The 13,203-nt window shown below is 66.3% G+C and carries 10 protein-coding genes; 4 read left to right on the forward strand and 6 right to left on the reverse strand.

The features are described from left to right. The first annotated feature begins 102 nt into the window (after positions 1 to 102). Positions 103 to 552 (forward strand): universal stress protein, encoded by a 450-nt coding sequence (locus M2281_RS07045; RefSeq protein WP_280820351.1) that lies wholly within the window; start codon positions 103 to 105, stop codon positions 550 to 552. Positions 553 to 762: 210 nt separating this feature from the next. Here M2281_RS07045 and fdhF read toward each other — a convergent pair whose 3' ends face one another. The 4 genes from fdhF to M2281_RS07065 form a co-directional block, all read right to left on the reverse strand. Then, positions 763 to 3,549: a formate dehydrogenase subunit alpha gene (fdhF, locus tag M2281_RS07050; RefSeq protein ID WP_280820352.1), complete on the reverse strand. Its 2,787-nt coding sequence runs from the start codon at positions 3,547 to 3,549 to the stop codon at positions 763 to 765. Then, positions 3,549 to 5,231: an NAD(P)H-dependent oxidoreductase subunit E gene (locus tag M2281_RS07055; RefSeq protein WP_425537708.1), complete on the reverse strand. Its 1,683-nt coding sequence runs from the start codon at positions 5,229 to 5,231 to the stop codon at positions 3,549 to 3,551. The genes fdhF and M2281_RS07055 overlap by 1 nt, the downstream gene beginning before the upstream one ends. Before the next feature lie 96 nt (positions 5,232 to 5,327). Then, positions 5,328 to 5,573, reverse strand: coding sequence for a sulfurtransferase TusA family protein (locus M2281_RS07060; RefSeq protein WP_280820354.1), 246 nt, complete (start codon positions 5,571 to 5,573; stop codon positions 5,328 to 5,330). Positions 5,574 to 5,617: 44 nt separating this feature from the next. After that, complete coding sequence (locus M2281_RS07065; protein WP_280820355.1) at positions 5,618 to 6,874, reverse strand: molybdopterin molybdotransferase MoeA; 1,257 nt, start codon at positions 6,872 to 6,874, stop codon at positions 5,618 to 5,620. A 153-nt stretch (positions 6,875 to 7,027) separates the two neighbouring features. Between M2281_RS07065 and M2281_RS07070 the strand changes: the two genes are divergently transcribed. Together M2281_RS07070 and mobA are read left to right on the forward strand one after the other, a co-directional pair. Further along, a complete protein-coding gene (locus tag M2281_RS07070; protein WP_280820356.1) occupies positions 7,028 to 7,921 on the forward strand; it encodes a formate dehydrogenase accessory sulfurtransferase FdhD in 894 nt (297 codons plus the stop codon). Continuing rightward, complete coding sequence (gene mobA, locus M2281_RS07075) at positions 7,914 to 8,540, forward strand: molybdenum cofactor guanylyltransferase MobA (RefSeq protein WP_280820357.1); 627 nt, start codon at positions 7,914 to 7,916, stop codon at positions 8,538 to 8,540. The genes M2281_RS07070 and mobA overlap by 8 nt, the downstream gene beginning before the upstream one ends. 2 nt (positions 8,541 to 8,542) lie before the next feature. Here the strand turns inward: mobA and M2281_RS07080 are convergent, their stop codons facing one another. Both M2281_RS07080 and M2281_RS07085 read right to left on the reverse strand, forming a co-directional pair. Continuing rightward, positions 8,543 to 10,498, reverse strand: a complete 1,956-nt coding sequence (locus M2281_RS07080; protein ID WP_425537682.1) for a molybdopterin biosynthesis protein — start codon at positions 10,496 to 10,498, stop codon at positions 8,543 to 8,545. Beyond that, on the reverse strand, positions 10,491 to 11,618 hold the full coding sequence (locus tag M2281_RS07085; RefSeq protein WP_280820359.1) for a molybdopterin-binding protein: 1,128 nt from the start codon (positions 11,616 to 11,618) through the stop codon (positions 10,491 to 10,493). The genes M2281_RS07080 and M2281_RS07085 overlap by 8 nt, the downstream gene beginning before the upstream one ends. 249 nt (positions 11,619 to 11,867) lie before the next feature. Between M2281_RS07085 and M2281_RS07090 the strand changes: the two genes are divergently transcribed. Then, a complete protein-coding gene (locus M2281_RS07090) occupies positions 11,868 to 13,196 on the forward strand; it encodes an NAD(P)/FAD-dependent oxidoreductase (protein WP_280820360.1) in 1,329 nt (442 codons plus the stop codon). Positions 13,197 to 13,203 lie beyond the last annotated feature (7 nt).

Genomic DNA, 13,203 nt, shown 5'->3' on the forward strand with positions numbered 1-13,203 from the left:
AGTCGCCACTGTGCACGTGGAAGCTTTGGGTGTTTGATCCATATCAAGGACGGATTGAGCCGGCCGGGCGATAGTGATTTCGACGAGAGAAAGGACGCGGGAATGTACAAGCACATCCTCATTGCCACCGACGGATCGGAGCTGGCGCAGAAGGGCGTCGAGAGCGGCCTTTCACTGGCGAAGTCGCTCGACGCCAAGGTCCTTGTGCTGACAGTGACCGAGCCATTCCCGGTCTACGGCATGGCCGGAAATTTCGCCTGGGTCGGCAGCCCCGCCGACATCGAAGGCTACAACCAGAGCAGCAAGGAATTCGCCCAGAGAGTTCTTGGCGCGGCAAAGGAAGCCGCCGACAAGGCTGGCGTGCAGGTCGAGACCGTGCACGCTGACGACAGCACGCCGGCGGAAGCCATCCTCGCCACCACGGAAACCGACGGATGCGACCTGATCGTGATGGCCTCGCACGGCCGGCGCGGATTGAACCGCATCCTGCTCGGCAGCCAGACGCTGGAAGTGGTGACGCGCAGCAAGGTGCCGGTGCTGGTCATCAAGTAGTCAGAGCATGATCCCGAAAAGTGGAAACCGGTTTTCGGAAAAGATCATGCTCCAATCTAGCTGAATACCGGCGGCCGGGCGCTCAAAGACCCTCTCTCAACCGGCTGCCGTTCAGCGCCCCTCTCCCTTGCCCCGGGAGGGGGGCCTTTTTCTGCAGCTACCTTGCGGGGTGTATCCGGAGGCGCAGGCACGGATACAGGAGAACAGCAGCTACTCCGCCGCCTCCACATGCCGGACCTTGCCGATGCGCGCGGCGCAATACTTGAACTCCGGGATCTTGCCGTAAGGATCGAGCATCGGGTTGGTCAGTTTGTTGGCCGGGCTTTCATTGAAGCAGAACGGCATGAAGATCGTGCCATCGGCAACCTCGCGGTCGGCGCGCAGGATGGCTTCGACGATGCCACGCCGCGTCTCCACCGTGATCCTGTCGCCGGGGGCAAGGCCATTTCGCGCGATCTCGTATGGGTTCATGGCGGCGATGCCATAGGGCTCGATGGCGTCGAGCACGCCGGCCCGGCGCGTCATGGCGCCGGTGTGCCAGTGCTCCAAGAGACGTCCGGTGGTGAGCACCAGCGGATAGGTTTCGTCCGGCACCTCGTCGGGCGGCAGAAGGTCGGCCGGCACGATGCGCCCGCGCCCGTCCGCGGTCGGGAAGCCGGAGGAAAAAACCACCTCGTTGCCGGGCTTGTCGTCGGCATCGGCCGGATAGATCACCGAATCCTCGCGCTCGATGCGCTCCCAGGAAATGTGGTTCAGCGAGGGCATGACGCTCGCCATCTCGGTGTAGACCTCCGACACATCGCCGTAGTGCCAGTCGAGCCCGACACGCTCGGCGAGGTCGACGATAATCTCCCAGTCCTGCCGCGCCTCGCCGGGCATGTCGAGCGCGGGCCGCCCCATCTGCACCTGTCGGTTGGTGTTGGTGTAGGTACCGCGCTTTTCGGCATGAGCCGATGCCGGCAGGATGACGTCGGCGTGCCAGGCGGTCTCGGTGAAGAAGATGTCCTGCACCACCAGGTGCTCGAGCATGGCCAGCGCCTTGCGGGCGTGGGTCTGGTCAGGGTCAGACATGGCCGGGTTTTCGCCCATGATGTACATGCCCCGGATTTCGCCGGCGTGGATGGCATCGACGATCTCGACCACGGTCAGGCCCGTCTTCGGGTCCAGCGTCTGGCCCCAGAAATTCTCGTACTGGCTGCGGATATCTACGTTCACCACCGACTTGTAGTCGGGGTAGTACATCGGGATCAGTCCGGCATCTGAGGCGCCCTGCACATTGTTCTGCCCGCGCAGAGGGTGCAACCCGGTGCCCGGCCGGCCGACCTGGCCGGTGATCAGCGACAGCGCGATCAGGCAGCGCGAATTGTCGGTGCCATGGACATGCTGCGAAATACCCATGCCCCAGAAAATGATCGAGTGCTCGGACTTGGCATAGGTGCGCGCCACATCGCGCAGCACGGCAGCTTCAACGCCGCAGACCGGCGCCATCGCTTCGGGCGAAAAATCCTTCACCTTGGCCTTCAGCGCCTCGAAGCCGGAGACATTGGCCTGGATGTACTGCTCGTCGTAGAGCTTTTCCTCGATGATGGTGTGGATGAGCGCGTTCAGCAGCGCGACGTCGCTGCCGGCGGTGAATTTCAGCGCATAGGTCGCGTGGCGCATCAGGTCCTGGCCGCGCGGGTCGATGACGATCAGCTTCTTGCCGCGCTTGGCTGCCTGCTTGAAGAAGGTCGCCGCCACCGGGTGGTTGACCGTGGGCCGCGCGCCGATGACGATGATGCAATCGGCTTTCATCGCATCGTTGAAGGGCGCCGACACCGCACCCGAGCCGACGCCTTCCATCAGCGCCGCGACAGAGGACGCGTGGCAGAGCCGCGTGCAGTGGTCGACATTGTTAGTCCCAAAACCCTGCCGCACCAGCTTCTGGAACAGATAGGCCTCCTCGTTGGAGCCCTTGGCCGAGCCGAAGCCGGCCAGCGCCTTGCCGCCACGCGCGTCGAGGATCGATTTCAGCCCGCCAGCGGCGCGCTCCATCGCTTCTTCCCATGTCGCCTCGCGGAACACCGTGAGCGGATCGACGCCGCGTAGATCGGCGTTAGCATCCTTCGGCGCATCGTCGCGGCGGATCAGCGGCTTGGTTAGGCGCTCGAGCGACATGGCATAGTCGAAGCCGAAGCGGCCCTTGACGCAGAGCCGGTTCTGGTTGGCAAAGCCATCGCGACCATCGACCTGGACGATGCGATTTTCCTTCACCGCCACCCGCGTCTGGCAGCCGACACCGCAGAACGGGCAGAGCGTGTCCACCACGCGATCGAATGAGTGCACGGCGCGGGTGCGGAACTCCTTGTCCATCAGCGATTTTTCGTAGAGCGCGCCGGTGGGGCAGGCCTGCACGCATTCGCCGCAGGTCACGCAGGTCGAGTGCCCCATCGGATCGTGCATGTCGAAGACGGGGATGGAATGATCGCTTCGCCCCGCCATGCCGATGACGTCGTTGACCTGCACCTCGCGACACGCGCGCACGCAGGCATTGCAGGCGATGCAGGCATCGAGATTGACCGCGATGGCGGGATTGGAGATGTCGAATTCGGCTGCCTCACCGTTGAGCTTTGAGGGATAGCGGCGGCTGCCCGAAATGCCCATGGAGGCTGCCCACTGCCAGAAGGCGGACTGGTTGTCCGGCCCCTCCTCCGCTGGGCGCATATTGCTGGCCAGAAGCTCGAACACCATTTCGCGCGACTTTTTCGCGCGTTCGGTGTCGGTGTGGACCACCATTCCCTCGGCCGGCTTGCGGATGCAGGAGGCGGTCAGCACGCGCTCGCCCTCGACATCCGCCATGCAGGCACGGCAATTGCCGTCGGGCCGATAGCCGGGCAGGTCGACATGGCACAGATGCGGGATCAGCGTGCCCTCGCGCTTAGCCACATCCCAGATGGTCTCGCCTTCTGCGGCGACGACCGGCTTTCCGTCGAGCGTGAATTTGATCGTGCCAGCCATCACAGGTCACCCCGGAAGTATTTCAGCAGGTGATTGACCGGGTTGGGCGCGGCCTGGCCCAGACCGCAGATCGAGGCGTCGCGCATGACGCTTTCGAGATCGCGGATTGCAGCCTCTTCCAGCGGCGCCGGCTTCTGCAGCAGCGCCACCATCTTGGCGGTGCCCTCGCGGCACGGCGTGCACTGGCCGCAGCTTTCGTGTTTGAAGAATTCCAACAGGTTGAGCGTCACGTCCTTGGCGCTGTCGGCCTGCGAGAACACCACGATCGCATGCGAGCCGACGAAGGCGTCGAGCTTGGCGAGCTCGCCGCCGAAATCCAGTGGTATGTCGCCCATTGAGGCGGGCAGGATGCCGCCGGAAGCGCCGCCGGGCAGATAGGCCTTGAACTCGTGGCCATCGGCCATGCCGCCGCAATAGTCCTCGATCAGCTGGCGCACTGTGACGCCGGCCGGCGCAAGCTTGACGCCCGGATCCTTCACCCGGCCGGACACCGACCAGGAGCGAATGCCGGGATGGTCGGGCAGCCCTTTGGCGGCGAACCATTCCGCGCCGTGCTCGACGATGTCCCGCACCCACCACAGCGTCTCGATATTGTGGTTGAGGGTGGGCAGGCCGAACAAGCCGACCTCGGCGATATAGGGCGGGCGGTTGCGCGGCAGGCCGCGCTTGCCCTCGATGCTTTCCAGCATCGCGCTTTCCTCGCCGCAGATATAAGCGCCGGCGCCGCGCCGAAGCTCGATGAAGCCCGAGGCTATAACGCCTGCCTGTGCCAGCGCCGCGATCTCTTTGCGCAGGATTTCCAGCACCGCCGGATATTCGTCGCGCATGTAGAAATAGATGCGCTCGGCTTCGACCGCATGGGCGGCGATCAGCGCGCCTTCCAGCGTGCGGTGCGGATCGCTTTCGAGATAGAAGCGGTCCTTGAAGGTGCCGGGCTCGCCCTCGTCGCCATTGACCGTCATCAGGCGCGGGCCCTTGAAAGAACGAACGATGCTCCACTTCTTGCCGGCCGGGAACCCTGCCCCGCCAAGGCCGCGCAGACCCGCCGCCTGCATGGTCTCGATCAACTCATCGGCGCCGATCTCGCCTGCGCGGACCTTTCCCAGAAGCTGGTAGCCGCCGGCGGCGCGATAGGCGTCGAGCTCGATGTATGAGGGCACCACCGTCTTGGTTTCGCCGTCGCGAGCCATCTTCATCAGGCTCTCGCTGGTGGCGTGGTCGACCTCGCGATTGCCGATGCGCGCAGCGGGTGCCGTGTCGCAGCGACCCATGCAGGGCGCGCGCACTACTCGAACCGCCTTCGGGTCGACGCCGGCGGCGAGTTGCTCGAGCAGCGTCTCGCAGCCGGCCACCATGCAGCTGATGGAATTGCAGACGCGGATGGTCAGCGGCGCAGGCGGGGTCTCGCCTTCCTTGACGAAGTCGAAATGGTCGTAGAACGAGGCGACTTCGTAGACCTCGGTCTGCGACAGCCGCATCTCCTCGGCCAGCGCCCGCAGATGCGCGGTCGACAGGCAGCCATAGTGATCCTGGATCAGGTGCAGGAATTCGATCAGCAGGTCGCGGCGGCGAGGCCTGTCGATCAGCAGAGCGCGCACCTCGTGCAGCGCCTTGTCATCGAGACCACGGCCCTTGGGGCCACGGTCGCGGCCACCGCCGCGCCTGAATTTCGGGTCCTGGATGTTCACCTGCGCCACCTCCCGCATTTCGCGTCGACGTCGGAGCAATGCCAGCCTGCAACCACTTTACGGCAAGCCAATCAGGTGACGCTAGGTAAATCAACCCCCACCATTGACGACCCCGTTTGCCTTCTCGATCACGAACACGATGCGGCCATCCTGCCGTTCGGTTGCCACCAGAAGGTCGCCGGTCTCGGAGAGAAGGCTGGGAATATCGATGGAAGCGAGCGGGTCGGTGCACACGACCTCGATCCGCTCGCCCGAGGCGAGCCCGCGAAGCGCCTTGCGGGTCTTCAACGCCGGCAAGGGACATTTTAGTCCGCTCAGATCAAGCTTCGTCGTCATGTCGCGCCACGATGAGGCATCGGTGCCTATTTGGTCAATCGAACTTACAGCAGGCTCGAATAGGGCAGAAAGCGGACTATGTCGCCGGGCTTGATGTTCGTCATCTCCTCGTCGAGTTCGACCAGCCCGTCCGTGTCGACCAGCGAGGACAGGAGCCCTGCCCCCTCGCGTGGGAACTTTTCGGCCTCGCAGGTTCCGTCGGCACTCTTGCGCAGGCTTGCCCGCACATATTCGCGTCGTCCAGGTTTCTTGCGGTAGGAGAAAGCGGCTCTTACTGGCATCGGCAGGAGAGCTTCAGGTTTCGCCCCGGCAAGCGCCCGGATTGCAGGTCGCGCAACATGGGCGAAGGTGACAAAACTTGCCACCGGATTGCCGGGCAGGCCGATGAAGGCGGCCCCGCGAATGACGCCCATGGCGACTGGCCGTCCGGGCTTGATCGCGACGCGCCAGAACACCAGCGAGCCGACGCTTTCGACGCTGGCCTTCACATGGTCGGCTTCGCCGGTGGAGACGCCGCCGGAGGTGAGGATGAGGTCGTGAGCGGCCGCGGCCTCTGCCAGCACGCCCGCAATCAGGTCGCCCTCATCGCGCAATATGCCGAGGTCGGTGACGACACAGCCCAGCCGGGCCAGCATGGCGCGCAGCATGAAGCGGTTGGAATCGAAGAGCTGCGCGGGGCCGCGTTCCGCTCCCGGCGCGACGATCTCGTTGCCGGTGGAAAACACCGCCACCCGCACACGACGGCGGACGGCAATCTCGGTGAGGCCGAGCGCTGCGACCAGCGCAACATCCTGCGGTCGAAGAACTTGCCCGGCGCGCAGCACCACGCTGCCGGCAGAAATATCCTCGCCGATGGGCCGCACATTGGCGCCGCGCCTCAGTCCCGCCGGCAGGATCACGCCGCCGGCCTCGTCGAGCCGCACATCCTCCTGCATGAATACGGTGTCGGCACTCTCGGGCATGGGCGCGCCGGTGAAGATGCGCACGGCATGTCCCGGCTCGATGAGAGCCCCGGGCGACATGCCGGCCTGGACGCGGGCAGCGATGGGAAAAGCCTTTTCGCCCTCGGCCGGCAGGTCGGCGCCATGCACGGCATAGCCGTCCACCGCCGAGTTGGTGAAGGGCGGCAGAGGCAGTGGGGCTATGAGATCTCTTGCCAGCACACGACCGTCTGCTTCGGAGAGCGGCACCGTCTCCGTCTCGCCAACGGGCGTCAGCCGCGAAGTAATCAGCGCCACTGCGTCGTCGACCGACATCATCTGCCCGCCGAAGGCAAAGCAGTCGTCGGAAAGTTGTGCCATGGTTTGTTCCCTCCGGTCTTCGCCGGGCGGGAAGGCCGGCCTGAGCATCTGTCGAAAGAGTGGGCGCGAGGCCCTCGCCCTTTCAAGATTGGCCTGGATTTGAACAGGCTATAGACTGGGGGTCAAGGCGATGCGAGCGGAGACGAGACCGTCATGCAGCAGATGAAACCCAAGGCCGACCCGGCCGTGATCCTGCCCGACCCGGATGACCCGCGCCTGACCGAGCGCGTCGCCGGCATCGACCACACCGGCGCGCCCGTCGAGGTGAGTGTGCCGGTGGAGCGGGCGCTGACGCTCTATCTCAACGCGCAGGAGATCGTCACCATGATGACGATCAACGACTATCCGGAATATCTGGCCATCGGCTATCTGCTCAACCAGAACATGCTGAAGCCCGACGACGTGGTCACGGGCGTCGACTATGACGACGAGCTGCAGGTGGCCGTGGTGCGCACCGAGCGCCACACCAACTACGAGCACAAGCTGAAGAAGCGCACGCTGACCTCTGGCTGCGCGCAGGGCACCGCCTTCGGCGACCTGATGGAGGCGCTGGAGGAAATCGACCTGCCGGACGCGGAGCTGCGCACCTCCTGGCTCTACGAGATGACCAAGACCATCAACACCATGCCTTCGCTCTATCTCGCGGCCGGCGCGATCCATGGCTGCGTGTTGTGCCGGGAGGGCCAGCCGCTCTGCTACATGGAAGATGTCGGTCGCCACAACGCCGTCGACAAGCTGGCCGGCTGGATGTACCTCCACGATGTCGACCCGGCCGACAAGATCCTCTACACGACCGGCCGGCTGACCTCGGAAATGACGATCAAGACCGTTCGCATGGGCATACCGATCCTCGTCTCGCGCTCCGGCTTCACCGCCTGGGGCGTTTCGCTCGCCCGCCAGGCGGGGCTGACGCTGGTGGGCCGGGCGCGCGGAAAACGCTTCGTCGCCGTGTCGGGCGAGGAGCGGATCGTGTTCGACCAGGACCCTGCTTCCATCGAGGAGGAAGCATCCCGGCATCACCGCAAGGGCGCGGAAGGCGATGACTGAAACGGATATCGAAACGATCGGCGTGATCCTCGCCGGCGGGTTGGCGCGGCGCATGGGCGGCGGCGACAAGCCGATGCGCGCGATCGGCGGGCGCCCCATCCTGGACCACCTCATCGAGCGTTTTAAGCCGCAATGCGACGGCCTGATCCTCAACGCCAATGGCGACCCGGCGCGCTTTGCCGGCTTCGGCCTGCCCGTGGTGGCCGACGGCGTGGCGGATTTTCCCGGCCCGCTGGCCGGCATACTCGCCGCGCTCGACTGGACGGCGCAGATGCGGCCCGGCGTGCAATGGGTTGCGAGCGTTGCCGGCGACTGCCCCTTCCTGCCGCGCGATCTGGTGGCGCGGCTGCACGGCGCGCGCGCTGCTGAAGGCGCCATGCTGGCGGTCGCGGCCTCGGCCGGCCAATCGCACCCGGTGATCGGACTGTGGAACGTGGCGCTGCGCGAGGAGCTGCGCCACGCGCTTGTGGTGGAGGACATCCGCAAGATCGACCGTTGGACCGCGCGCTACCCGCTCGCCACCGTGTCTTGGCCGGTCGATCCGGTCGACCCGTTTTTCAACGCCAATACGGTCGAGGATTTGGCCGAGGCGGAGAAGCTGGCGGCGCTGGCGGGCTAGTCTCAAGCTGGCCGAAAACCTGCCTCCTCCAGCGCCTGTCGTACCTCCGGTGAATGCAGCGCGGCCAAAAACGCCTGCACTGGCGGCCGCTCCCGCCGCGCCGAGACCAACGCAAAGTCGTAGTGTTCTTCCGCCAGCGGGATAAAACCGAGCCCCGCGGCGTCCGCCACCGGCGCGATGGTGACGCCCCAGTCTGCCCTGCCCTGCGATACCGCAGCGGCCACCGCATTGTGCGATTTCGGCTGGTTCCAATAGCCTTCCGGCCGCGCCCCGCCGAGCAGCGCATCGATGAGGATGCGCGTGCCCGCACCCTGGTTGCGGTTGACCAGCAGGCATGCCGGGTCGGCAAGTGCTGCCTTCACCGCCACCTCGGCCGAAAGGCCCTCGAAGCGCGCGTCGCCCTTGCGGTGGACAAACCCCTGCATGCGCCGCCAGCCAGGCACCAGTTCGAGACCAGGCGATAGAAACGGTTCGTTGTAACTTTTTGTCCTCTCGTCAAAGAGATGGATGGGCGCAACGTCGCATTCGCCGCGACGGGCCGCCGCCAGCCCGCCAAGACTGCCAACCGACAGCGAGCGCACTGAAAGCCCCTGTTGGACCAGCGGCGCCAGTACCCGGTCGAGCCCGGTGCAATGGCTGCCGATGATGACGAGATCGGGGACATGGACCTGAGGAGTGAACAGCGTCACCTCGACCTGCGCGCCGACGGGGAGATGATCGGCCAACGCCTCGATGCGGACAAACCCATCGGCTTGCGCGAAAGAGGTGATGGCGCCGGAGCCCTTGCTGGTGGGATAGGCGACCAGCCCCTCCTGCCCCTCGACCAGCGAGATCATGACGAATTCCGTGCGGCCGAGCTCGGAGGGAACGCGCAGCGGCACGGTGGCCGTGACATGAGCATCGGTGCGCGGCGGCAGGCCCGCCATGCGGCGCAGCACCGGCACGATCATGTCGTGAAAGGTGAACATGGCCGAGGTCGGGAACCCCGGCAGGATGACCACCGGCTTGCCGTCGCAGACGGCGAGGCACAGCGGCTTGCCGGGCTTCAGCGCCACGCCGTGGGCAATGATGCCGGGTTTGCCAAGCCGCGCGATGATGCGGTGACTGACATCGCCCGCGCCTTTGGAGGTGCCGCCTGACAGGATCAGCATGTCGTGCCCGGCCAGCGCCTCGCGCATGGCCGCTTCCAGCGTCGCCTCGTCATCCGGGAAAGCGCCGAGGAACACCGGCTCGCCGCCGTTTTCGGCGATGGCCGCGGATACAATGGCGCCATTGGTGTCGTAGATGCCGGCAGACGGCAGCGGCGCGCCGGGTTGGACGAGTTCGTCGCCGGTGGAGATCACCGCGACCTTCGGCTTTCGTGCCACCGGAACGCTGGCAATGCCGCAGGCGGCCAGCATGCCGATCTCGCGCGAACCGATCAGGGTGCCGGCGCGCAGCAGCGTCTCGCCGCGTGCGATGTCGGAGCCGGCATAGGAGATGAACTGGCCGGGGCTTGCCGCGCGCCGCACCGCGATGCCTTCGCCGGCCGGCTCGGTATGCTCGACCATGATGACGGCATCGGCGCCGCGCGGAATGGGCCCGCCGGTGGAGATCGGCGTGGCGGTGCCGCCGAGAACCGGCAGTGCGGGCTCGGTGCCGCAGGCAATCCGCTCATCATTGAGCACCAGCTTCACGCCGCGCCCCTCGCCCGCCTCGGCAAGATCGGTCGAGCGCGCGGCAAAGCCGTCGACATTCGCGCGGTCGAAGGGCGGCACGTCGATGGGCGCCACGACATCTTCGGCCAACGCCATGCCAAGCGCATCGGCAAGCCTGCGCCGTTCGACCGGAACGGCGCGTGGAAACAACGCCGCATCGAACCGCGTCAGTGCCTCCTCGCGCGACAGGATTGCCAGGAACTGCTCCTGCTCGATGCCGGCGCCAGGTCTGGTTGGAGCGTTGTTCATCCCCTCACCCATCCCGCAGTGCAAAGGCGGCAACTTCGGTGCCCACCGCAAAGCCCTCGCTATCGGCGGGAACAGCCAGCCAGGCGTCTACCTCGGCGATGAGATGCAGCGGCAGCACGCCGGTGGCGAGCGGGAGCCAGGCTTCATTCTCGCGCTTTAGCAGCACCAGTTCCGTGATGCCGACGATGGAAGCAACCTTGCGCGCCATCGGCAGCTTCAGCTCGCGCCGCGGCAAGCGGCCCGACAGGCGGTCGAGCGCCGGCAGCGCGAGCGTCAGCCAGACGGCAAGCGCCTGCTCCGGCGCACCGGGCAGCGCGATGACCGGCACCCGCCCGAGCCGGCCGACGGCCCCGCTTCGCCCCGGCTCCAGCGCGACGCCATGCGCAGAAAGCACGCCCCGCTCGGCCAGTGCCATCGCCGTTTCGTCATAGTGCCCGAGCCCGGTGCCGCCGACGAGCAGGACGATGTCGGCCGGCTCGGCATCGAGCGCGGCGGCAATGGAGACTGCGTCGCGGGCCACGGCTTCGATGCCTACCAGCAAGGCGCCGGCCGCACGCACGAGATCCGCGATCAGCTCGACCGTAACGGTGCCGCCGTCGCTCGCGGCAACATCGATGAGCCGCAACGAGGGGCGCCGCACCGGCAGGCGCTCCAAGCGGGCGCGGCGGGCGAGCAACAGATCGAATGGGGAGATGACGCTTCCGGCGGCGACGAGAGGCTGGCCGGCCAGAATATCCTGACCGGCGCGGCGGACGCCCTGCCCCGGCACTGCTTCGGCAAGCACCAGCATTTGGTCCTCGGCCGCCTCGACCTGCCCGGGCTCGACGACGCAGTCGCATCCCCGCGGCATGGGCTGGCCGGCCTCGACCCAGCGCGCCTCGTCGGGCGGCACTGCCGGCGAATAGGAGGAGGCACCCACGAGATCGGCCGAGGCGAAAGCCCAGCCATCCACGACGGCCTCGTCGGTCGACGGCACCGGCTCTGCCAATGGCGGCATTTCGGCCGCAACGCGGCCCAGCGCTTCGGCGAGCGGCAAATCGATGGGCACAACTGCTTCCAGTCCGTCGAGCAGCAGCGCGAGTGCCGCTTCGACGCCGGTCAACGCAGGGTGTTGCGAAGACGCGCTCATCATGGCCCATGATGGTCCATGACGGGCGCGATTTGCAATATTTCAAACGTGGCGGCGGTCCCCAAAGGCTACCGGGACAGTTTCAGGGCCTTTTGCCGGTCCAGACAATCGCCAATTCTTAAGAAGCAGCCGCTGTCCGCCTCCGACAAGGGACTTCAAAAGCCCGTACAGAACTGTATGGTACGCCCCAGGAACCGGCCGGCGACGTTGGGATGTCGCTCGCCGGTCCTGTTTTTTGAGGGAGGAATTTCAATGGGGCCTGTGGTCGATCCCGTTCCAACGCGCGATACCCGTCCCGAGGCGGCGGATGTCGTGATTGTCGGCGGCGGCATCATCGGCGTCAGCGCCGCGCTGTTTCTCGCACGCAGCGGCGTGTCGGTGGTGCTGTGCGAAAAGGGCTACATCGCCGGCGAGCAATCGAGCCGCAACTGGGGCTGGGTCCGCCGCATGGGACGCGATCCGCGCGAGCTGGCGCTGATCGTCGAGGCCCTGAAACTCTGGCCGCAGATGGAAGAGCTGGTGGGCGAGGACGTCGGCTTCCGCCGCACGGGCATCCTCTATCTGTGCGAGGACGACAGCGACATTGCACACCATGAGGACTGGCTGAAAAGTGCGGGCAGCTATGCGCTCGACACCCACCTTATCGAGGGCAAGACGCTTTCCGCGCTGATGCCCGGCGCCACCCGCAATTTCCGCGCAGCGCTCTACACGCCAAGCGACGGCCGGGCCGAACCGCAGAAGGCCGCGCCCGCCATCGCGCGAGCGGCGCAGCGCGCCGGCGCCCGCATCCTGGCGCCTTGCGCCGTGCGCTCCATCGAAACCGAAGGCGGTCGCATCAGCGGCGTGGTGACCGAACAGGGCGTCATCCGGACCAGCACGGTCATCGTGGCCGGCGGCGCCTGGTCGAGCCGCCTCTGCGGCTCGCTCGGATTACGGCTGCCGCAATTGACGGTGCGCGCCTCCGTCATGCGCACGGGGCCGGTGGAAGGCGGCCCGGACGGCGCGGCCTGGGGCAAGGACTTCGCCTATCGCAAGCGGCTGGACGGCGGCTACACGCTCGCGGACGGCACGCTCAATTTCCATCACATCTCGCCCAACAGCTTCCGCTACTTCCGCGACTTCCTGCCGATGCTCTCGCAGGAATGGCGCATGGTGCGGTTGCGCGCCGGCACGGATTTCTTCACCGGCCCCTTCGGCCTGACGCCATCGGTGGAGCCGGGCAAGAGCGTCTACGAGCGCCACAGGACACTCGACCCCGAGCCGGTGACCGCGCGACTGGAGGTGGTGCGCAAGAAGATGGAAGAAATGTTCCCGGTCCTGAAGGGCGTGCCGATAGAGCAGCGCTGGGCCGGCTTCATCGACGCCACGCCGGATGCGGTGCCAGTGATATCGCCGGTCAAATCACTGCCCGGACTGGTGATCGCCACCGGCTTCTCCGGCCACGGCTTTGGCATCGGCCCCGCCGCGGGCCAACTGGCGGCAAATCTGGTAACGGGCGACACGCCGATCGTCGACCCGACGCCGTTCCGCTATGAGCGCTTCATCGACGGCACCAGGCCAAGGCCGACCACCGGGGTGTAGCGCGAAG

Source organism: Pseudaminobacter soli (ex Li et al. 2025), assembly GCF_029892515.1.
GTDB classification, from domain to species: domain Bacteria; phylum Pseudomonadota; class Alphaproteobacteria; order Rhizobiales; family Rhizobiaceae; genus Pseudaminobacter; species Pseudaminobacter soli_A.